The 21212-nt window shown below is 63.6% G+C and carries 22 protein-coding genes; 6 read left to right on the top strand and 16 right to left on the bottom strand.

The features are described from left to right. The first annotated feature begins 4 nt into the window (after positions 1–4). Positions 5–1165 carry a molybdate transporter family protein gene (locus tag HCO70_RS07890; protein WP_172294701.1) on the top strand — a complete coding sequence of 387 codons (1161 nt, stop codon included), beginning with the start codon at positions 5–7 and terminating at the stop codon, positions 1163–1165. 28 nt (positions 1166–1193) lie between these two features. Next, positions 1194–1403, top strand: coding sequence for a molybdopterin-binding protein (locus HCO70_RS07885; RefSeq protein ID WP_172294699.1), 210 nt, complete (start codon positions 1194–1196; stop codon positions 1401–1403). Positions 1404–1407: 4 nt separating this feature from the next. On the opposite strand, the gene HCO70_RS07880 is transcribed toward HCO70_RS07885, so the two are convergent. The 9 genes from HCO70_RS07880 to HCO70_RS07840 form a co-directional block, all read right to left on the bottom strand. Further along, positions 1408–2544 (bottom strand): ABC transporter permease, encoded by a 1137-nt coding sequence (locus tag HCO70_RS07880; RefSeq protein ID WP_172294697.1) that lies wholly within the window; start codon positions 2542–2544, stop codon positions 1408–1410. After that, the gene (locus HCO70_RS07875; RefSeq protein ID WP_172294695.1) at positions 2541–3461 is read right to left on the bottom strand and encodes an ABC transporter ATP-binding protein; all 921 of its coding nucleotides are present in this window, start codon (positions 3459–3461) and stop codon (positions 2541–2543) included. The genes HCO70_RS07880 and HCO70_RS07875 overlap by 4 nt, the downstream gene beginning before the upstream one ends. Next, complete coding sequence (locus tag HCO70_RS07870; protein WP_172294693.1) at positions 3458–4414, bottom strand: HlyD family secretion protein; 957 nt, start codon at positions 4412–4414, stop codon at positions 3458–3460. Before HCO70_RS07870 ends, HCO70_RS07875 begins: the two co-directional genes overlap by 4 nt. Next, entirely contained in the window at positions 4411–5061 is a 651-nt protein-coding gene (locus HCO70_RS07865) for a CerR family C-terminal domain-containing protein (protein ID WP_172294691.1), read from the bottom strand. Before HCO70_RS07865 ends, HCO70_RS07870 begins: the two co-directional genes overlap by 4 nt. A 153-nt stretch (positions 5062–5214) precedes the next feature. Further along, entirely contained in the window at positions 5215–5940 is a 726-nt protein-coding gene (locus HCO70_RS07860) for a GntR family transcriptional regulator (RefSeq protein WP_256372955.1), read from the bottom strand. Between the two features lie 406 nt (positions 5941–6346). After that, on the bottom strand, positions 6347–7240 hold the full coding sequence (locus tag HCO70_RS07855) for a LysR family transcriptional regulator (protein ID WP_172294687.1): 894 nt from the start codon (positions 7238–7240) through the stop codon (positions 6347–6349). 49 nt (positions 7241–7289) lie between these two features. Beyond that, positions 7290–9287, bottom strand: coding sequence for a TRAP transporter permease (locus HCO70_RS07850; RefSeq protein ID WP_172294685.1), 1998 nt, complete (start codon positions 9285–9287; stop codon positions 7290–7292). Then, entirely contained in the window at positions 9287–9751 is a 465-nt protein-coding gene (locus HCO70_RS07845) for a DUF1850 domain-containing protein (RefSeq protein ID WP_172294683.1), read from the bottom strand. Before HCO70_RS07845 ends, HCO70_RS07850 begins: the two co-directional genes overlap by 1 nt. After that, entirely contained in the window at positions 9748–10707 is a 960-nt protein-coding gene (locus tag HCO70_RS07840; protein ID WP_172294682.1) for a TAXI family TRAP transporter solute-binding subunit, read from the bottom strand. The genes HCO70_RS07845 and HCO70_RS07840 overlap by 4 nt, the downstream gene beginning before the upstream one ends. Before the next feature lie 173 nt (positions 10708–10880). On the opposite strand from HCO70_RS07840, the gene HCO70_RS07835 reads away from it, so the two are divergent. From HCO70_RS07835 to HCO70_RS07825, 3 genes are read left to right on the top strand one after another with little or no spacing between them, the layout of a single operon-like run. Beyond that, positions 10881–11204: a helix-turn-helix transcriptional regulator gene (locus HCO70_RS07835; RefSeq protein ID WP_172294680.1), complete on the top strand. Its 324-nt coding sequence runs from the start codon at positions 10881–10883 to the stop codon at positions 11202–11204. Continuing rightward, the gene (locus HCO70_RS07830; RefSeq protein WP_172294678.1) at positions 11201–11611 is read left to right on the top strand and encodes an SRPBCC domain-containing protein; all 411 of its coding nucleotides are present in this window, start codon (positions 11201–11203) and stop codon (positions 11609–11611) included. Before HCO70_RS07835 ends, HCO70_RS07830 begins: the two co-directional genes overlap by 4 nt. Before the next feature lie 43 nt (positions 11612–11654). Next, on the top strand, positions 11655–11876 hold the full coding sequence (locus tag HCO70_RS07825; protein WP_172294676.1) for a hypothetical protein: 222 nt from the start codon (positions 11655–11657) through the stop codon (positions 11874–11876). Here the strand turns inward: HCO70_RS07825 and HCO70_RS07820 are convergent. Genes HCO70_RS07820 through HCO70_RS07800 form a run of 5 tightly spaced genes read right to left on the bottom strand, consistent with a single transcriptional unit; the run spans position 11873 to position 16985 of the window. Beyond that, positions 11873–12364: a GFA family protein gene (locus HCO70_RS07820; RefSeq protein ID WP_172294674.1), complete on the bottom strand. Its 492-nt coding sequence runs from the start codon at positions 12362–12364 to the stop codon at positions 11873–11875. The two genes, HCO70_RS07825 and HCO70_RS07820, sit on opposite strands and share 4 nt — an antisense overlap. Then, positions 12365–12775: a Rieske (2Fe-2S) protein gene (locus HCO70_RS07815; protein WP_172294672.1), complete on the bottom strand. Its 411-nt coding sequence runs from the start codon at positions 12773–12775 to the stop codon at positions 12365–12367. It lies immediately after the preceding gene. A 22-nt stretch (positions 12776–12797) separates the two neighbouring features. Then, positions 12798–13904 (bottom strand): amidohydrolase family protein, encoded by a 1107-nt coding sequence (locus HCO70_RS07810; protein WP_172294670.1) that lies wholly within the window; start codon positions 13902–13904, stop codon positions 12798–12800. Further along, complete coding sequence (locus HCO70_RS07805) at positions 13901–14986, bottom strand: amidohydrolase family protein (protein WP_172294668.1); 1086 nt, start codon at positions 14984–14986, stop codon at positions 13901–13903. Before HCO70_RS07805 ends, HCO70_RS07810 begins: the two co-directional genes overlap by 4 nt. 19 nt (positions 14987–15005) lie before the next feature. Then, positions 15006–16985: a tripartite tricarboxylate transporter permease gene (locus HCO70_RS07800; protein WP_172294666.1), complete on the bottom strand. Its 1980-nt coding sequence runs from the start codon at positions 16983–16985 to the stop codon at positions 15006–15008. Positions 16986–17244: 259 nt separating this feature from the next. On the opposite strand from HCO70_RS07800, the gene HCO70_RS07795 reads away from it, so the two are divergent. Then, a complete protein-coding gene (locus HCO70_RS07795) occupies positions 17245–18102 on the top strand; it encodes an alpha/beta fold hydrolase (RefSeq protein ID WP_172294664.1) in 858 nt (285 codons plus the stop codon). Positions 18103–18110: 8 nt separating this feature from the next. Here HCO70_RS07795 and HCO70_RS07790 read toward each other — a convergent pair whose 3' ends face one another. Both HCO70_RS07790 and HCO70_RS07785 read right to left on the bottom strand, forming a co-directional pair. After that, the gene (locus HCO70_RS07790; protein WP_172294662.1) at positions 18111–19505 is read right to left on the bottom strand and encodes an FAD-binding oxidoreductase; all 1395 of its coding nucleotides are present in this window, start codon (positions 19503–19505) and stop codon (positions 18111–18113) included. Further along, positions 19502–21211: a thiamine pyrophosphate-requiring protein gene (locus tag HCO70_RS07785; protein ID WP_371742197.1), complete on the bottom strand. Its 1710-nt coding sequence runs from the start codon at positions 21209–21211 to the stop codon at positions 19502–19504. Before HCO70_RS07785 ends, HCO70_RS07790 begins: the two co-directional genes overlap by 4 nt. Position 21212: the final 1 nt, after the last annotated feature.

Below are 21212 nucleotides of genomic sequence, written 5' to 3'. Positions count from 1 at the left end.
GAAAATGCGGGAAGACAACACGCCTCCGGGGCCGCAGCGAGATCGCGGCGACCTGATCGAACGCCTTCGGACCCTGTCCGGTGAGGTGTCGGGGGCGTTCGGCGACCTCGGCACTCTGCTGCCCTATGCGGTGGCCGCCATCGGCGCCGGTCTTCTGGCACCCGGGCCGGTCTTTCTGGGATTCGCCGCCGGATACCTGATGGTCGCCATCGTCTATCGCTGCCCAGTCTCGGTACAGCCAATGAAGGCGCTCGGCGCGGTGATCATCGCGGGCGGACTATCGGGCCCCGAGATCGCCTGGGCCGGGGTGGTGATTGGCGCGGTGCTTATGGCGCTGTCGATGACATCGGTGCTGCAGAAGGCGGCGCGGGCGGTGCCGCAATCGGTAGTGACCGGCCTGCAGGCGGGGCTTGGGCTGATGCTGGCCGCGGTGGCATTCGGGCTGATGGGACAAAACTGGCCACTTGCCCTGCCCGTCGTCGCGGTCTTGAGCCTGTCCTATGTCTGGCCGCGCGGGCCATGGGCGTTGCTGGTGGTCGTGGGCGGCGCGCTGTTCCTGCCGGCAACCGGTGGCATGGGATTGCTCGAAACCTCCTCGATTGGCCGTGCGGATGACATGCGGCATGTGTTTTCAGGAGTTCTGGCGCAACTCCCTTTGACCCTGTTGAACGCCGTGGTGGTCGCGGCGGCGGTGGCGCGCGCCTCGTTCCCGGTGGCGGCGCGCACGGTGAGCGAGCAGAAGCTGGCGGCGACGAGCGGCCTGCTGAACATGGTCTGCGCGCCGCTCGGCGCGATGCCGATGTGCCATGGTGCGGGCGGGATCGCGGCGCATCACCGGTTCGGCGCGCGCGGCATGGGCGCGCCGCTGCTGCTGGCGGCGGGATGTCTGGCGGCGGCTGTTGCCGGGCCGCGCATGATCGACGTGCTGGCGGCGATCCCTGCCCCGGTTGTCGGCGCGCTGCTGGCATATGCGGCGGCTGACCTGATCTTCAGCAAGCGGATGTTCGACGCGCGCTGGGACTGCCGGCCGGTGATCGGCGCGGCGGCGATCGGGACGTTCATGGCCGGAGCGCTGGTCGGACTGATTGCGGGTCTGGCGGCGGAGACACTGCGGGTGCAGATCGTGCGGCGCGCGCGGGCTGGCCGCGATGGGCGCGCGGGCTAGCTATCCGCCCTGACAGAGGGAGGATGCCATGAAGATCAGCGCGCGGAATGTCCTGCAGGGCAAGGTGCTCGACATCAAGGAAGGGCCGGTGAACAGCCAGATCCGGGTGGATGTGGGCGCCGGCAACGTCATCACCTCGATGATCACCACTGATGCAGCGCGCGATCTGGGGATCACGGTGGGCAGGCAGGTTCACGTAATCATCAAGGCGTCGGAAGTGATGCTGGGGACGGACTAGGCCCCTAGTCCAGCGTCCGGCGGAAGCGCATGAGCGCGATCACCGCGAAGACGATGACGAAGAGCGTGAGCGCGGCCATCGGCTGCCGCACTCCGCTGAGGTCGGAACCCTTTAGCATCACGGCGCGGATCATGCGGAGGAAGTGGGTGAGCGGCAGGATTTCTCCCAGCGCCTGCGCCCAGACCGGCATGCCCCGGAACGGGAACATGAAGCCCGAGAGCAGGATCGACGGCAGGAAGTAGAAGAAGGTGAGCTGCATCGCCTGCATCTGGGTGCGGGCGATGGTGGAGATGGTGTAGCCCATCAGAACCAGTGCCAACACGAAGATGAGGACGCCGAGCAGCAGCAGCCAAAGGTCGCCGACGAAGGGGACGTGGAACAGGAGCCGCGCGGCGATGAGCACGACGGCTACCTGCACGCCGCCGACCACGAGATAGGGCAGCACCTTGCCCAGCATGATCTCAAGCGCGGTGGCGGGCATGGCGAGGAGGTTTTCCATCGTGCCGCGTTCGGTCTCGCGGGTGAGCGCCATGGAGGTCATCATCACCATGGTCATCTGCAGGATGACGCCGAGCAGACCGGGGACGATGTTGTATTGCGTGATGCCTTCGGGGTTGTAGCGGCGGTGGACGATGACCTGGAGCTGTTCGCGGGCCTCCTCCGCTGCCTGGGCGGCGATGCCTTTTTCATGCAGCAGCGCCTGGGACGCGACCGTTCCCAGCGTGGAGATGGCGCCGGAGGCGACGGCTGGGTCAGTGGCATCGGCCTCGATCAGAAGTTCGGGCTGGTCGCCCCGGTCGACGCGGCGGCCGAAATCCGACGGGATGGTGACGACGAAAGAGACGGTGCCGTTCTCGATCAGGTCCTCCGCCTCCTGCGCGGAGGCGGTGACGTGGTCGAAGCGGTAATAGCCGGTCAGTTCCAGCGCCGTGACGATGGCGCGGGTATAACGGTCCTGTGTCGGGGCGACGAGGGCGGCGGGAAGGCCCTTGGGGTCGCTGTTAATGGCAAAGCCGAACAGGACAAGCTGCATCAGCGGTACGCCGAGCATCATCGCGAAGGTGATGCGGTCGCGGCGCATCTGGATGATTTCCTTCTTCCAGAGCGATGCGAGGCGGCGGATTGAGAAAAGGTCCCTCATGCCATGTTATCCTGCGACTCTGTCATGAAGCGGATGAAGGCGTCTTCGAGACTGGTCGGGACGATCTCGGCGCGGACGTCGTGGGACTCTATGGCGGCGTCGACACTTTGCTTGAGGGCGCCGGTGTCACGGCCAACGATGTGGAGCGCATTACCGAAATGGGTAACCTCGTCGACGCCAGGCTTGCCCTGCAGCGTCCTGGCCGCGGCGACGGTGTCCGGGCCGTCGAGGAGATAAGTGGTCAGTCCCGCCTCGGCGATCACCTCGTCCACCGTGCCGCTGGCCATCAGCTTGCCGTAAGCGAGGTAGTTGATGCGGTGGCAGCGCTCTGCCTCATCCATGTAGTGAGTGGAGACCAGCACGGTCAGCCCGCCCTCGGCGCGTTCGTGGATCTCGTCCCAGAATTCGCGGCGGGCCTTGGGGTCAACGCCGGCGGTGGGCTCGTCGAGCAGAAGGAGCTTCGGCTCGTGCATGACGCAGGCGGCGAGTGCCAGCCGCTGTTTCCAGCCGCCGGAAAGGGTGCCAGCAAGCTGGCCGCGGCGGGACGTCAGCCCAAGGTCTGCGAGCGTGTCGTTCACGTAGCGCCGGACCGGTCGGAGGCCATAGAGACCGGCGACGAAGGCGAGGTTTTCGGCGATGGTCAGGTCCTCGTAGAGCGAGAACTTCTGGGTCATGTAGCCGATTTCCCGCTTGATCTTCGTGCCTTGAGTGAGGTCGTAGCCCAGCACCGTGCCGTGGCCGGCATCGGGCGTCAGCAGACCGCACATGACCCGGATCGTCGTGGTCTTGCCGGAACCGTTCGGGCCGAGAAAGCCCGCGATCTCGCCGCGCTGGACGGTCATCGACACGTTGTCGACAACGGTCTTGTCGCCGAACCTCTTGACGAGATCGTGCACCTCGATGGCAGGTTCGGTCATTGCCCGGACTCTTCCAGCACCGCATCCACGATCTGACCGGGTTTCAGGCGGCTGGTGTCGCCGGACGGGTGCGCCTCTACCATGAAGACGAGCTTTTGGCGGTTCTCGAGGGAGTAGATGACCGGCGGGGTGAATTCGGGCTCGTCGGCGACATAGGTGACGGTAGCCCGGGCACCGTCGCCGCAGCCGTCGCAATTGACGCGCAGGACCGTGCCTACCTCGATCCCGGAGACGGCGGTTTCGGGGACGTAGAGTCGGATGAAGACCGCGCCGTCGGGCAGCAGTGACAGGACCGGCGCCTGCGGACCGGCGAGTTCGCCGGTATTGCGGAGGACCTCGTGGATCTGTCCGTCGGCGGAGGCGTAGAGCGTGCGCTGGTCTAGCTGCCAGGCGGCAGCCTCTACTCCGGCCTTTGCCTGCGAGAGTTCGGCCTCCGCCGCCGCGATCTCGTAGGCACGCGCAGGGAGCTTTGCCACGGACAGGTTGGCCTCTACTTCGGCGACCTTGGCGTTGGCGACGTCGAGCTGGGTCTGAACCTCGTCGAGCTGGGCCTGCGGAGATACGCCGCGGGTTACAAGGTTCTGGACCCGCGCAACTTCTTTCTCCAGTTCATTGGCCTGAGCATGGGCGGAGGCGAGGTTCGCCTCGATCACGCGGATTTCCTCGTCGCGCATGCCTTCCTGGAGGTTCGCGAGCCGTGCCTCTGCGGCCTTGAGCGCGGCTTCGGCCTCTGCCAGCGCGATGCCGGCGTCGCGGCGTTCCATCTGTACGAGGATGTCGCCCTGCCTGACGTGGTCACCACGACGAAGGGTCATTTTTTCAATCTGCGAAGTGGCGACAGGGGCGACGAGTACAAACTCACCCTCGACATACCCGGTGGCGAGCGGAGGTTCCGGGAGACAGGCGGAGAAAAGGGCCGATATGAGGGGAACGGCGCAGATGAAACCGGTCATTCCGGATCCTCCCGATAGGCGGCCAGGATGGCGCTTAGGTTTGTGGTCAAGATCTTCTTTATCTGCTCCGTTTCCGCCGGGGCGATGCCGGACCAGCCGAGACGGCGGACGACGACAGGACGGCCGATGCGGAAGTAGAGGACCTGACCAAGCATCGAGAACGCGGTGAGGCGCGTGGTTTCGCTTTCCGGATCGGTGCCGGTCGCCTGCCCCCAGAGGCGGCAGAGCTGCCGGTGCCGGTCGGCGATGACGCCGTCATAGAGGATATCGAAGACCTCGCCGGATTCTGTCAGTTCCCTGAGAACGAAGGCGGCGAGATCCTCTGCCTCCGGTACCTGCGTCATGAAGTCCAGGAAGAGCGACAGCAGCGTTTCCAGCTGGCGTTCGGCCGCTGCCTGCCCTGCAGCGGGCATTTCGTCCGGTGCCGTGGGAAAAATGCGGTGAATGCGCGCCACGATCTCCTGAGCGCAGGCGCGGCGCAGCCCTTCCTTGGAACCGAAGTAGTAGCTCACCAAGGCGACATTCTGGCCGCCGGCAGCCAAGGCGATCTGGCGCACCGTCGTGGCTTCGTAGCCTTGATGTCCGAAGAGCCGTATCGCTGCAGCGATAACGAGATCTCTGGTCGACTGAGGATCATTGTCTTGCATATGCACCAACCTTAAACGCCTGTATAAAACAACCGTTTAAATCATGCAAGACGATGGAGGCCAAAGAAAAGCCGGCGGGAGACCCACCGGTACTGCATAGTGCTTTCGTTCACTTAGTGACGCCCGTTTAAGGCCCCGGACCGGCCCTATGCGTCAGTCGCGTGCCACCAGTTTCAACAGCGGCATATCGCGGTTCTGAGTACGAATCCGGTTGAGGTAATTCGAGATGAGATCAGCGCCTTTGTAGACATGTTCCTGCATATTCGCGCAGGCGCGCTGGGACTGGCGGCGCAGAATGGCGCAGAAGATCACCTCGTGCTCCCGCTGATTCTGATCCGCCCCGGCCTTAACGATTTCGGCGATTTCCGCGTTGACAGTCAGGACCATAGACCCGGCAAGCGGGACATTGTTTATCTGCCCGATCATCTCGGAAAGGATCGAATTGCCGGCCTCTTCGACGATTGCCTCATGAAACGCTTCGTTCAGGGCGAACCACCTAGTCGCGTAATCCTCTATGGTTTCGCGGGCGGAGTTCAGCGACTTACTTTCCTCGAGAATTTCGACGATCCGCTGCTGGCCCGCCTCGGAAATCCCGTTTTCGGCAACGAGACGGGCGGCCATAGCCTCGAGTTCACCGCGTACCTTGACCGCATCCGTGATCTCCTTGATGGAGAACTCGCGCACCAGAAAGCCGCGCTGCGGCTTGTAGATGAGCAGCCCTTCCTGAGCGAGCGCCCCCAGCGCCAGGCGGACCGGCGTACGTGAGGCGTTCAACTGTTTGGCGAGCGGAATCTCCTGCAAATGCTGCCCCGATTCGAAATCGCCCCGCATCAGCATTTCTCTGAGCTTTTGCGAGATTACTTCGAATTGTGTGGCCATGTTTATTCTCCCCTAGCCCCTTTAGTCCGGATTGTTACCGGCGAAACCTCGAAGCACCATTAAAACGTTCCTACAAGGGTGATTTTCAAAATTATGGTGGCAAATCTAGCAGAAAAACCAGTGAAAACTCACCATTTCAGAGATTTAGGTATGAAAATGCATGAAAGCATCTGGCTTTTGACCGGCGGTCGGTTGCCGTTCGGGAACGGTCTGGAAGACCCACCTTACGTAAAGTAAATTGTAGACCACTGGGCAAAGTCCGATCTGGCGGGCTTGCACCGAGTTCGACTGATTCTCTTTCACGATTCCGCTTGAAGTATCGTACCCGGACAGCCTGCCGCATAGCCCTCGCCCGTTCCTGCCCCTCCATGGCCCAGCAACCACAGCGGGTGGTCGCGGAGGGGTCCTACCTATCCCAGGGCGGCGGGTCGAATTCCTTCTGGATGTGATCAAGGAATGCGATGATCTCCGGCCTGCGGGACTTGTGGCTGGGCACCAGAGCCTTGAGCCAGAGCGCGGAGACCGGGAAATCGGGCAGCAGCTCTACGAGGCGTCCGTCGCGTAGGGGATCGCGGGCAAGGAAGCGGGGCAGAACAGCGAGGCCGAGCCCCTGGAGCGCGGCATCGAGCAGGATGCCGCTGTCGTTGACGGTGTAACGGGCACGGATCTCGGTTGAGACGGGACCACTGGGGCCCTCGAAGGTCCAGGTGTGGCCGACGAGCATGAAGGCAAGGCAGTCATGCGCGACGAGATCGGAAGGGGTCGCCGGTGGCGGCCTGACCTTCATGTAACCGGGCGCTGCAACGAGAACGCGGGGATAGGGCTGGATCGGGGTCTCGTGAACGCCCCAGTAGGATTGCGGAAGCGCGCCAAGGGATACATCGAAGCCCTCTTCCAGTGGGTTTACCGGGCGGTCGATGAGGTGCAGTTCTATCCGCATGTCGGGATTGGCCGCCTGAAACCGTGTGACCGCCTTGCCGATGAACATGGAGCCTATCGTGTTCGGGGTGCGGACGCGGAGTGTACCGCGCAGACCGCGTAACTCTGGTCCCGTGTCGGACAAGACATCCTGCAGTTCCGACACGATCTGCTGCAGGCGGGGGCGCAGGCGCTCGCCCTCGGCGGTCAGTTTCAGCGCGCGGGTGGAACGGGTGAAGAGCTTGGTGCCGAGTTCGGTTTCCAGACGCCCGACACGCTTCGAGATCACCGAAGGCGTCGTTCCAACCTCGCGCGCGGCGGCGGAGAGCCCCCCGGCGCGGGCGCTTGCGAGGAACGCCTCTATGTCGACGAGGACCGGCACGATCTGCACGCTCCTGTGTCACTGACCGACTGCAATCGGAGTTGCCGGATCAAGGGTCGGGAACCGGTTGGGGGGTGCCCTGCCCCGGATTGCTGCGTGCGCTGACCCGGTTCAAAGCAAGCAAGACACCGATTAGCGCGACGCCCGCAGCCTCTACCATGAGATCGGGCCAGAAGACCGCGATGATGCCGGGAACCAGCAGCAGACGCTGCCACAGAGGCATCGGCGCCCAGAGGAAACCTTCCAGCGCGACGGCCGCGCCAGCTATGGCAACGATGGCGATGAAGCCGTTCCACAGTACGAGCGGCACAGGACCACCGATGATGATCGGTTCGTTGAACACCATGAAGAGCGGGATGAGGTAGAGACCCTTGGCATATTTCCATGCCTGAAAGCTGGTTTCCATCGGTTTGGAGCCCGCAATGGCCGCCCCCGCGAAACCCGCGAGCGCCACTGGTGGCGTGACGTTGGAGTCCTGCGAGTACCAGAACACGATCAGGTGCGCGATCAGCAGCGGGATGCCGAATTCCTCTGTCAGCGCCGGGCCGACAAGGATGATCAGCACGATGTAGGCGGCGGTGACCGGCAGGCCCATGCCAAGGATCAGGCTGGCGATCATCACGAGGATCAGCGCCAGAACGAGGTTACCGCCGGAGAAGGCCAGCATCATCGCGGAGAACTTCAGGCCAAGCCCGGTAAGGCCGACGACGCCAACGATGATCCCGGCCACGGCGCAGGCCAGCGTCACCGGCACGGCATTGCGCGCGCCGAGTTCCATCGCTTCGACCGTCAGCTTCAGACCACGGAGGCAGAGGTCGCGAAAACCGGTGAGGCTGGGGGCATTGGTGGCGAAGGTCCAAAGCGCGCGGGCAACGGCGGCGACGACGACGGAAACGATGGCGTAGAAGCCGACGCGCATCGGCGAATAACCCGCGACGAGCAGCCAGATCAGGGCGACGATGGGCAGAAGGAAGTGCCAGCCTTCGGCAAGAACTTCGCGCACGCGGGGCAGTTCCTCGCGCGACATGCCTGTCATGCCTTGTTTCAGTGCCGCGATGTGCACCAGCAGATAGACCGCACCGAAATAGAGGAAAGCCGGGAAGATCGAGACCAGCACGATGTCGACATAGGGCACGCGGGTGAATTCGCTCATCAGGAAGGCGCCTGCGCCCATCAGCGGCGGCATGATCTGCCCGCCGGTCGACGCGGCAGCCTCGATGCCACCAGCCTGCGCGGGCCGGTAGCCCAGCCGCTTCATCAGAGGGATGGTGAAGGCGCCTGTGGTGACGACGTTGGCTATGGCGGAACCAGAGATCGAACCCATGCCGGCAGAGGCGATGACGGCCGCCTTGGCCGGCCCGCCGCGCTGACGCCCGGTGGCGGCATAGGCGAGGTCGATGAAGAACTTGCCCGCACCGGTCACTTCAAGAAAAGCGCCGAACAGAACGAAGACGAAAATGAAAGTCGCGGCGACACCGAGCGGCAGCCCGAAGATTCCCTCGGCTCCGAGCGTCATCTGACTTGCGAGGCGATCCAGCGAATAGCCGCGATGATTCAGGATACCCGGCATCCAGTCGGCGAGCCATGGCAGCTCGCCCCGGCTACCGGCGAAGGCATAGAGGAGGAAGACGGCGCCAATGATCGTCATCACCAACCCGACGGCGCGACGCGCGGCCTCGAGCACCACCAAAGTGGTAATGATTCCGACGATAACGTCGATCTGCCTTGGGAAGATTGAATTCGCGATAATGTCGATGTTCCACGGCACCCAGACCCCAACGAGAACGCCGCAAAGGATCAGGATACCATCGATGGTCCAGCCCAGCACGCCGCGCGGGCGGTCCATGCCGAAGGCCGGGTGGATCAGGAAGCACAGAACCAGAATGAAGCCGAGGTGGATCGGGCGCTGGTAGAACAGGCCGAGCGGCTGCACGCCGGCGGCGTAAAGCTGAAACAGCGACAACAGGACGCCGACGACGGTGATTGCGCGCAGCACGATCCAGGGCTGCGACGGTTTTCGCTGCGGCTCGGTGAGAGTGTCGGCCATCAGGAACCGTCCCCGGTCAGCGCGATACGCACGCGGGCATGCGGCGCCTGTGCCGATAGCGAGACTTCTTGCTCCCCCGCCTTGATCCGGTGGTTCACGAAACCGAGGCCGGGCCGCAGGATGTAGGCGTCGCCCGGCACCGGCTCGTCCAGATCCTCGATCCAGTAACCGCCCTGCCCGTCGGAGACTTGCCGCCCACGGCCCGGGATGTGATCCAGTCCCGCCGCGAAATCGGGAAGGTGCGAGCGCACCAGTACCATCCGCCCGTCGCGGTTCTCGTAACAGTCAGACACTTCGAAACCTTTCACCGAATGGTGCCACAGGATGCACCAGCCCTCCCCCTCGGGCATTTCGATCCGCGCTATTTCGGTGCCGTCGCCGACAACGGTCGCCGTCAGCGTGCCGGCCTGCGCGGCAGTCGCGAGGAGGAGGGCAAGCAGCCCTCCTCCGATCTTGCAGGTCATGGACGCAGATTGTCCGGGATCGTGGCGCCCGCTTCCTCGTAATAGCGGATCGCGCCCGGATGCAGCGGGATCGGCGTCGCGCCCATCGTGAACTCGATCGTGGTCTCGTTCGCGGCCGGGTGCACCGCCTTCAGCTCGTCGATATTCTCGAACATCGCCTTCGTGATCGCGTAGGCGAGATCGTCCGACATCTCGGAGGACACGGCCAGCACGTTCGGCACGCCGAGAACTGCTATGTCGTCGTCCACGCCTTCGTAGGTGCCACCGGCCAGAGTGGTCTCGGCGAAGATTGGAGTCGCTTCGCGGGAGGCGGCGATTTCATCGGCGGTCAGCTCGATGATGACGATGTCATTCGTCGTGGCGAGGTTGAGGATCGACGAAGTCGGAGCGCCCACGCTCCAGAATCCGGCGTCGATATCACCGTTGGCGAGGGCGTCGGCGGTTTCGTTGAAGTTCAGACGCTGTTCGTCGATGTCGTCATAGCTGATGCCGTTCGCCGTCAGGATCGCCTCTGCGTTCACTTCGGTGCCGGAACCGGGCGCGCCGATGGAAACGCGTTTGCCGGACAGGTCCGAGAGCGAGCTGATGCCGCTGCCTTCGAGTGTCACGATCTGCACCATGTTCGCGTAGAGCGAGGCCAGACCGCGGATCATTTCGAGCTGCTGGCCCTCGAAGCGGCCGGTGCCGGTTTGAGCCTGCTGGACCGTATCGGCAAGGCCGATGCCGAGGTCGGCGTCGCCTGTAGCGATGAGGCCCATGTTCTCGACCGAGGCGCCGGTGACTTCGGCGGTCGCGGCGTAGCCTTCGACGTGATTGTTGATGACTTCTGCCAGGCCACCACCCATCGGGTAATAGACACCGCCGGTGCCGCCGGTGGCGATCGAGAGCTGCTGCTGCGCCATTACGGGCGTTGCGGCGAGTATCGCCAGGGCGGCCAAGGTTTTCTGAAGCTTCATTTATCCCTCCCAGGAAAAGTTAATGTGTCCCATTACTAACGATGACACTGGCACGCGCCAAGGCGTGTTTGGCGGTGAGAGGCCAGTAGCGTTTTTCCAAGGTGGATCGGGGTTGACGAAATCATAATCATCTGGTTATGGGTCTGAAGTGAGAACTATCGGGTTATGAATTGATGCCAACTGCCCAGGACCTGATTTTCAAGTCCCTCGCCGACCCGACGCGCCGGGCTCTGTTCGAACGGCTCTGCCGCGACGGGGAACTGACGGTTGCAACGCTGACTGCCGGAGCCGGCGTGTCGCAGCCAGCGGTTTCCAAACATCTGGCCGTGCTGAAACAGGCCGGGCTGGTGCGCGACCGACAAGAGGGCCGGCAGACCCACTACACCGCCCTGCCCGGCGCTCTGGCGCCACTGCTGGACTGGACTCAGCAGATGGCCGGCTTCTGGGAAGATCGGTTCAACGACCTGGAAGACCTGCTCAAGAGGATGGACCAATGACGGATACCGCGACCGAAACCCGCTCTGTCATCGTGGAGCGCGAAGTTGCGCATCCGCCGGAAAAGATCTGGCGTGCGCTGACGCAACCGCACCTGATCGAGGAATGGCTGATGAAGAACGAGTTCATGCCGGAAGTCGGGCATCAGTTCGAGCTGAAGGCGGACTGGGGCAAGATCACCTGCGAGGTAACCGCCGTGGAGCCGAACAGGACGCTCGCCTACAGCTGGGATGCCTACAGCCTGAAGAGCGTCGTCACCTGGACGCTGACGCCCACGGAGACGGGAACGCGGCTGCGGATGGAGCAGACCGGGTTCCAGGCCAACCAGCCGCAGTTCTACGAGGGCGCGCAGCAGGGCTGGCCACGTTTCTTCGACGGTCTGGAGAAAGTGCTGGAGAAGATGAATTAAGTGGCTGTCAGGTTCTGATGCCGGTCGTCAACGGGAGGCAGGGATGAACGTAAATGGCTGGATACGGCAGATCCACCGCTGGGTGTCGCTGCTGTTCACGCTGGTGGTAGCGGGGATCTTCGCGGCACTGGGGTTTGGGTTGGAGCCTGCCGAGTGGATCTATTTCCTGCCGCTGGCGCCACTTGCGGTGCTGGTACCGACGGGCGTGTACATGTTCGTGCTGCCCTATTTTTCAGGACGACGCGGCGGGGAAGCGTCTACCTAAGCGCCAGCCCCGGCTTCCAGCATTCGTTTCCAATGGGCGTGGAGCGCAGGCATGTCGGGGCGGTCTTCGTAGACGAGCGTCGTGGCGGATGGCTCCGGCACCCAGGGCTGGCGCGTCGCGGTGAAGATATGGCCGGCCGGGCGCAGCCATGAGGTGTCGTCGAGCGTGCCGGGCTTGATCACGATGACCGGGCTGCCCTCTATCTGATGGGTTACGCGGACGCCGCAGGCAGGACAGAATGTGTGCCGGGACAGACGGCCGGAACCGCCAGTCCATTCGAGCGAGGCGCTGGGTCCTTCAAGTTCCACCGAGTCGTCCGGGCATTGCAGGGACATACCGAAGCCGCTGCCGGACTGCCGCTGGCACAGTGTGCAGTGGCAGGCGTAGCAGGTCACCGGTGCCGCTGTGATGCGGTAGCGGAGCGCGCCGCACTGGCAGCCGCCGGTTAGCGGCAACGGCGGCAGGCGGACGGGCTCGACCTCGGCCACCTAGACCTCGACGATGACGTATTTGCCGTCGGTTTCGACCTCGAAGGTTTCGACCTGGTAAGGGCCTTCGGCCAGCCCTGCCCCGTCGGAGACCGATACATCGAAGGGTTTCACGCGCACCCGGTTCGGATCGACATAGGAGCGGCCGGTTTCGAGGTCGAATTCCCAGCCGTGCCAGGGGCAGCGGACCATCAGTCGGTCGGAGACACGGTAGCAGCCCGGACCGTCCGCCTCGGGGAAGCCGAAGACCTTTCCGGCACAGAGGTCGGCGCCTTCATGCGGGCATTTGTTCGAGACCGCGGCGAAGCGGTCGCCCAGATTGAAGACGGCAATGTCGCGCCCCTCGACATGGACGAGCTTGCCCATCTTGATGTCGATCTCGTCGACGCGGCAGACCACGTGTTTTCCCATTCTGTATCCTCCCTGCCCGGTCTTAGTTCAGGCCGTATACGCTGATTGCATTGTCGCGCAGGATGCCCTGCTTTTCCTCGGGCGAGAGCCCAACCTTGAACACGCGGTCGGGGTGGTCGAAGTCCCAGTGAGGATAGTCCGTCGAGAACATCAGCTTGTCAGGGCCGAGCCATTTCAGCACATGGGCGATGTTCTTGACCTTGGTCGGTTCTTCCATCGGCTGAGTCGTCAGCCAGACATTGGAGCGGACGTAATCCGACGGCTTGCGCTTGCACATCGGGACCTCACCCTTGCGCAGCTCCCACTCGCGGTCCATACGCCACATCAACGGTGCGAGCCAGGCGAAGCCACCTTCGACAAGGACAAGCTTGAGCTTCGGGAACCGTTCGAAGACGCCTTCGAAGATCATCGAGATCAGCGCCGTCTGCGCGGTGTGGGCGAAGGAATAGTGTTCCTCGAAATAGAAGGACGCCCACCCTGCCCCGGTATTCGCATGGGTGCCGTAGGCAGCGGAGTGCATGCCGACCGGCAGGCTGTGTGCCTCGGCCGCTTCCCAGATCGGCCAGTAGCGTTTGCGGCCCAAGGGTTCGAGGCTTTTCGGGACGATAGCGAGCTGGACGAAGCGGTCGTCGCCGGTCCAGCGTTCGATTTCCTTGACCGAGGCTTCGGCATCCTCCTGCGGGACCGAAATGCCGCCCTTGAGGCGGGCATCCTTGGAGCACCACTTGTCGATCTGCCAGTCGTTCATCGCGGCGCAGACGGCGGCGCCGAGTTCGAGGTTCATGACCGAAGGCCCGGCATTCAGCGCGTGAAGCAGGCCGTATTCGATGTTGAGCGGATCGAGGATCTGTTCCTGCATGAATGCGAGGCTCGATGCGGGCGGGCCGCCTTCGGGCGGATAGCTGTCGCGCCGCATGCCGTGGCCGATCCGCGCGTAGGGCAGCGCGCCCATCAGCGGGTTCGGCGAGCGCATGCCGAATTCGCGGACGTGTTCGCGCCAGCGGAGCGGCAGGAAGGGGCCAAGTTCTCCCGGCGTCGAGAGGGCCGGATGGATATCGCAGTCGACAAGGCCGAGCTTCTGTTCGGGCTTCGATTGCGGTTCGCGGACGAGTTCCGTGGTGTCGGTCATGGCGTCACCTCCAGTCGGGGATAGGTCGCGAGGGCGTTGGCCTTGCAGATTTGCGCGGCGTATTCAGCGGGAATTTCTGCCGGCCATGTGCCCGGTGCATCAGGATGGGCACGCGGGTAGTCGCTGGAATAAAGCAGCATGTCGGGCGAGCCGATGCAATCGATGAGCTCTGCGCCGTCCGCGGGATCGGGCGGGGCGTCGAGCGGGCGGATGGTCATGCGGACCTGACGGGCGATGATGTCGTCGGGACTGTCCTTGATCCAAGGCACCTCGACCCTCGCGCCGCGCCAGTCCTTGGCCATGCGCCAGCTGAGGCCAAAAAGCCAGCCCGCGCCGGAGCCGGCGAGCACGGTCTTCATTTCGGGGAATTCGGTGAAGACGCCTTCGGCCAGAAGGCTGGCGATCTGGCTGGCGAAGCCCTGGGTCTGGTGCACCTGCTCTTCGACGAGTGACGAGAGGTATCCGGACTGTGTGGGAGAGGCACGGTAAATGCTACCTGGCTGGATGTTGAGTGCGAAACCGGCTTCGGCGGCGGCCCGGTAGATCGGCCAGAAATCGCGGCGGCCAAGCGGCGCCTCTCCCATCGCGAGGGCAATGATCTGGACGAAGCGCTTGTCATCCCTGTAGCGGTTGATTTCCTCCGCCGCCGCTTCGGGATTACGGAAGGGGATCACGAGCCCGGCGCGCAGGCGCGGGTCGCGGTCGAGCCAGTCGGACGCGAGCCAGCGGTTGGTCGCCTGGCAGATGGCGGTGGACATGTAGGGATCGTAAAGCGCCTGAACCCCGTTCACGAGATTGAGGATGCCGGCGCTGACCCCCGTCGGGTCAAGCAGGCTTTTGCCGAGGCTTGCGGCATCCTGCACACCGTCGGTGCCGCCGGGGAGCGCCCAGGAGCCGATGGATGTCGGCATCGTGGTCAGTTCCAGCCGGTCGATATCGCGTTCCGGCAGCATGTCGCGCCAGTAGGCATCGAGATGCGGCATCAGGTCGTCAAGCTTCGGGCTGCGCGGGTGGATATCGCAGTCGATGGCGCCGGGGAGGACCTTGGTCAGCGGTCGTTCAAGCGTGTCTGTCTCTGTCATCTTGCCTCCTTTCCGTCGCTCACATCCAGAACGGCGGGACGAACGGTGTGTGCAGGATGCGGTCGTAAAGGACGTAAAGAACTGCCCATACACCTGCAGTGTAAAACGCCACGGTAAGCCAGGTAAACTTGCCATTGAGCGTGACGAAAATCGCCGCGAAACCAACCATCGAGATGGTGGTGCCGAGCCACGGCGTGGCAATGGCCATAGCCGCGAAGCCGAGGAAGGTGGCGATCTGGCGTTTGTGCTTGTCGTAGAACTCGCGAAGCGTGCCGCCGGCTGACGGGTCGCCTGCCTTGCGGGCGGCGGTGAACTCCCTTTGCCGCGTACGGTCTTCGAGGAGGACAAAAACCATAAGGATCAGGCCGAAGGCGCTGATCGCGATGGGCGAAACGCGCGCCAGCGGGTGCCAGTCGACCGCCATCCAGATCGCGACGGCGAAGACGAAGAACAGCAGAGCTGCAATGCCGGTCGACAGCCAAAGGCTGGCACGGGAAACGGTGGTGATCTCGATGTCGAAATCGGCCAGGCGTTTCCGCGTGGTGCGGATGGCGAAGTAGAAAACTACGGCCACGACCGACAGCAGGATCAGGACGGTTGGCCGGCTGATGACCTCCATCGGTGTGTAACTCTGGTAGGTGATCGACATGGCATTTTCCATGATCGGACCGAGCACGAAGCCGAGGATGAAGGGCGGTCGCGGCCAACCGGCGATCTTCATCAGGTAGCCACCGAGACCGACGCCCAGAAGAACGATCCAGCTGAACATGCCGGGCGACCACAGCCAGGAGCCCATGAAGATGAACATGATCACGGCGGGGACGATGAAGGCGCCGTCGACAAAGGCGGCCCTGGCGACTTGGCGGCCCCAGATCATCAGGATGATCGCGCCGATGATGTTGGCGACGATGATCGTCCAGACCATCGAGAAGGTGATATCGAGGTTGTCCGACAGCATGTTGCGGCCGGGCGTGAAGCCGTGGATCGTCAAAGCCGAGAGCAGGATCGCCATACCGCCGGAGCCGGGGATGCCGAAGGTGACAGTCGGGATCAGCGAGCCGCCGAGCACGGCGTTGTTGGCGGATTCCGGCGCGATGACGCCCCGGATGTCGCCCTTGCCGAATTCCGATTTGTCCTTCGCGCTTTGTACGGCGTGACCGTATGCCAGCCAGTCCACCACCGAGGCACCAATGCCCGGCAACATGCCGACGTAAACGCCCATCAGCGAACAGCGGATCACCAGCCAGCGGTGCTTGATCGCCTGCTTGATGCCATTGAAGATGCTGTCATTCTTGGCCCGCTTGTCCTCGATATGGGCGATGGACGTGCCGCGGGCGGCAAGTTCCATCATCTCGGGCAGACCAAAGAGGCCGAGGACGACTGGTACCAGCGGCAGGCCGTCGAGGAGGTCGGGGTTGTTGAACCAGTAGCGCGGCGTGGAACTGGCGACGGGATAGCCCATCTGTGAAAGCAGCAGGCCAAGCGCCGCGGCGCCAACACCCTTGGAAACCGCGTTGCCACTGACCGCGCCGACCATCAGCAGACCGAGCAGCGACAGGAGGAAAAATTCGGGAGAGCCGAAAGCGAGGATGATCCACAGCGCGATAGGCAGCGAGGCAGCCATCGCGAGGCCGCCGAGGACTCCGCCGAACGCCGAACAGGCAAAGGCCGCTCCGAAGGCGGTCTGCGGCAAGCCACGCTTGGCCAGCGCGTTGCCGTCGATCACCGTCGCCTGACTGGCGATGGTGCCCGGTATACCCAGCATCACGGAGGTAACCGTGTCGGAGGTACTGACGACTGCGAACAGGCCGAGCAGCATTGCCAGAGCGGCGGCCGGGTCCATGCCGAAGGTGAATGGCAGCAAAACCACCATGCCGGTAACACCGCCGAGGCCCGGCACGACGCCAAGCCAGAGGCCGGCTGCAATCCCCGCCAGCAGGTACAATACGTTCGGGTAGGCGACAACGAGCGCCAGCCCCTCGATGAAGCTCTCGATCATACGGGTCCGGCCCTCTCTCCGGCCCCGAATGCAAACGCGAAGTTTTGCATTCGCTCCTCCCCTTGTGCCGACTCTGTATTCAGGAATGCACGATTCCCGCCTCTCCCAGCCGACTTTCGCGAGGAATGTCTCAGAAATGTATACATTACGCAAGAGGCACTAGCGGTTTCCCGTGGCATTCTTCGTCGCATGTGGAGTGTCCGTGTGCGCCCCACAGCGGATATGCTGTCGTCACATTCTTGCTTGAGAATCGGCTGTCATGACGCCTCGGGACATACTCGCTGGCTGGAAGGCACAGGGCACCCGTCTTTCCGTTACGGGGGCTGACACCCTGATTTGGCGGATAGGCGACGGCGAGCCCGTCGTCTGCCTGCACGGCGTTCCGTCCTCGGGGTTTCTCTATCGCAAGGTGTTGCCGGCCCTCGCGGCGCGGCGGCTTCAGGGTGTGACGTTCGATTTTCCGGGGCTGGGGTTCGCGGACCGGCCGGATGATTTCGACTATTCCTGGTCAGGGCTAGCGCGCTGGACCGAAGCAGCGCTGGAGGCCGCCGGAATCGGACGTTTTCATCTCGTTGTCCACGATATCGGCGGGCCGATCGGGTTCGATCTGGCCGAACGCGGGCCGGAGCGGATCCTGTCGCTGACCGCACTCAACACGATGGTGGATGTGGCCAGTTTTGCGCGACCATGGATGATGGAGCCGTTTGCCCTGCCGTTGATCGGCCCTGTGTGGACGGCGATGGCGCAGACGCCGGTGTTCCTAGGGCTGATGCGCTTTGCGGGTACCGGACCAACGCCGACGCGGGCAGAGATCATGGCGTATGGTGCGCTGTTGCGGATGGGCGACGGCGGCCGGGCGTTCTGCCGGATCATGCGCGGGTTCGAGCGGACAGAGGCTTTCGAGGCACGCATCAAGGCGGCGCTGGCGGCGCGGACCTATCCGGCGCAGGTCGTCTGGGGCCGGGACGATCCGACTTTGCGCATGACCCGCTATGCACCGGCTGTGTGTGCGGCGCTTGGGGTCGAGAACTGGCACGAAGTTGCGGGCAAGCATTTCCTGCAAGAGGACAGTTTCGAGGAAATCGCGGAGTTGGTACGCGCCATCGCGGCACGCTGACCGGATCTCTACCCCTCCTGCCCCATCTTGCCGGGGTTCATGATGCCTTTCGGATCGAGCGCCCGCTTGATCGCCTTCATTGCTTCTACTGCCGCGTCGCCATGTTCGGCGCGCAGGAATTTCAGCTTGCCGACACCGATGCCGTGTTCGCCGCTGGCTGTACCGCCGAGTTCCAGAGAGTGCTCGACCAGTTTGTCGGCCAGCCGCTCTGCCTCTGCCAGTTCCTCGGCATTGCCGGGCATGATCGGATAGGCGACGTGGTAGTTGCCGTCACCCACATGGCCGATGATCTGGCCCTGCAGGAAGGAACCCTGGATACCCTGCTGTGCGCCGAGGATTGCCTCGGCGAGACGAGAGATCGGGACACAGATGTCGGCGGTGAAAAGCTCGCAGCCCGGGCGCATCGCCTTGGTTGCCCAGTAGAGATCGTGACGGGCCTGCCAGAGTTTCGCGCGTTCGTCGGCGTCGGCGGACCACTGGAAATCCTTGCCGCCGAATTCCTGGGTAATCTGTTCGACCAGCTTCGCCTGTTCCTCGGCCCAGGCGGGAGTTCCGTGGAATTCGAAGAGCAGGGTCGGCGCGACCTCCATCGTGGTCTTGGAATAGTTGTTGACGTTGGCGATGGCGACCTCGTCGAGGAATTCGACGCGCGCCATAGGGATGCCGTACTGAACCGCCATGATGACGGCCTGAACCGCGCTTCCCACGTCCGGGAAGGCGCAGACAGCCGACGAGATCGCCTCGGGGATCGGGTGCAGACGGACGGTGAGTTCAGTGATGACGCCTAGCGTGCCCTCTGCCCCGACGAAAAGGTGGGTCAGGTCGTAGCCGGTAGAGGATTTGCGGGCGCGGCTGCCTGTTTTCACTACATCGGCATTGGCGGTGACGGCGCGAAGGGCCATGACGTTGTCGCGCATCGTGCCGTAGCGATAGGCCATGGTGCCGGAGCCTCGCGTGGAGGCCATGCCGCCAAGCGAGGCATCGGCGCCGGGATCGACAGAGAACATCAGGCCGGTGGCGCGCAGTTCTTCGTTCAGGCGCTTGCGGGTGACACCGGACTGCACGACGGCAAGCCCGTCTTCCGGCAGGATCTCGACGATCTGGCTCATCTCGCGCGTGTCGATGGTGATGCCGCCACGCACCGGGATCGTGTGGCCTTCCATAGAAGACCCGATACCGTAGGGGATGACGGGCACGTCGTTTTCGGCGCAGGCCTTCACGATTGCCTGCACCTCGGCTTCCGTCTTCGGGAAGGCCACGGCGTCCGGCAGGACCGGCTCCATATAAGAGGTGTCGTGGCTGTGGTGGGTGCGGACCGCGTCGGAGGTCACCAGGCGGTCGCCGAGCAGGGGTTTCAGGGTCTCGATGGCGCGCTCGGCGCCGGTGACGATGGTGTCGGTCATGGGTAGAGTTTCACCTCGGTTGCCGGGTGTTTCGACAGTTCCAGTTCCTGGCTGGTGATGAATTCCAGAAGCGCAGGCTGGCCTCTTTCGGTCGCCGCGATGCCGCGCTTGATGGCGGGGACGATCTGGTCGAGCTCGGTCACACGCTCACCAAAGCCGCCGAGCGCGGTGGCGAAGTCAGCGTAGTGGCCGGAAATGTCGGTGGAGCGGTATTTCTTCGTCGACTCGCCCATGATCGGCAGCTCCATCGCCATCGAGGCATTGTTGAGCAGGATCGAGAGGATCGGGATGCGTTCCCGTGCAGCGGTCTCGAAATCCATGCCGGTAAAACCGATCGCGGCATCACCCCAGACGTTGATGCAGAGCTTGTCCGGGCAGGCCAGTTTCGCGCCCATGGCGAGGCCGAGGCCGTAGCCCAACTGGGTGGTCTTGCCCCAGCCGATATAGGTGAGCGGCTCGGTCGTGTTCCAGAACGGCGACAGCTGATCACGCGGGCTGCCGGCGTCGTGGGTGATGATGGTGTTGGCCACGTCCACCGTCCGCTGCAGGTCCCAGAGCACGCGGTAGGGCGTGAACGGGGTCTGGTTCGAGGTGAGCTTGGGCATCCATTTCTTCATCCACTCGGCACGGACTGTCTGGATTTCGTCGGCGATGCCCTTCATCGCGCCACGGCGCTCGGCGCCGCGCGATTCCAGTTCAGCGAGGATGGCGTCAAGCGAGAGAGTGGCGTCGCCGACCAGTGCGACCTCGGATTCATAGTCTTTGTTGACGTGATCAGGGTCGAGGGTCTGGTGGATCACCCTCTTCTTCGCTTTCGGCATCTGCACGGCGAAGGCGCTTTCCGTGAAGGAACAGCCGATGCCGAAGATCACGTCGGCGCGGTCGAGGAAGCGTCGAACCGTCAGCGGCAACGCCGCGCCGCCGGAGCCCAGGGCGAGCGGATGGTCTTCTGGGAAGGCGCTTTTGCCTTCGAGCGAGGTGCAGACCGGGATCGACAGGCGTTCGGCGAGCTCTTTCAGCTGCGGCCAGGCCTTGGCGTAGTGGATCCCCTGCCCCGCGTAGATCACCGGGCGTTTCGCTTCCAGCAGCAGGTCGACCGCCGCGCGCACGGCGTCCGGGTCGGGGCCGTAGCGGGTGGAGAGGACCGGCTTGTAATCGACCTCCGGCGTAGGATCGTCCCAGATATCGTTCGGGATCTCGACGATGCAGGGGCCGCCGCGTCCGTTCTTCAGGCGCGAGAAGGCGCGGCGCATGACGTTGCCGAGTTCCTTCGTGTCATTCACCGGTTCGGCCGATTTCGACACGTCGCGCATGGAGACGGTGGCGTTGTAGTTGGCATCCACATGCGCCAGACGTCGGGCATAACCGCCGGGCATGACCAGCACCGGCACGGATTCCGAGTAGGCCTGTGCCACGGCACCATAGGCGTTCTCGGTCCCAGGGCCGGACTGACAGACGAAGACGCCCAGCTTTTCGCCTGAAGTCAGGCGGCTGATCGCGTCGGCCATGTGCAGGCCGGTGCGTTCCTGGCGCACGATGATTGGACGGATGTCGTGGATCGCCGCGTATTCCAGGACGTGATTCACCGGGTAGCCGATCACCATGTCCACGCCTTCGCGCTTCAGGATCTCGGCGATCGCATCACCGAATTTCATTGCTTGTCGCTCCTGTTTCCGGGGGCAAAGCCCCCTTTGCCCCCGGAATATG

Origin of the sequence: Pseudoruegeria sp. HB172150 (assembly GCF_013184805.1) — a bacterium.
GTDB lineage: Bacteria > Pseudomonadota > Alphaproteobacteria > Rhodobacterales > Rhodobacteraceae > Psychromarinibacter.
This window is presented reverse-complemented; position numbering and strand designations above follow the sequence as displayed.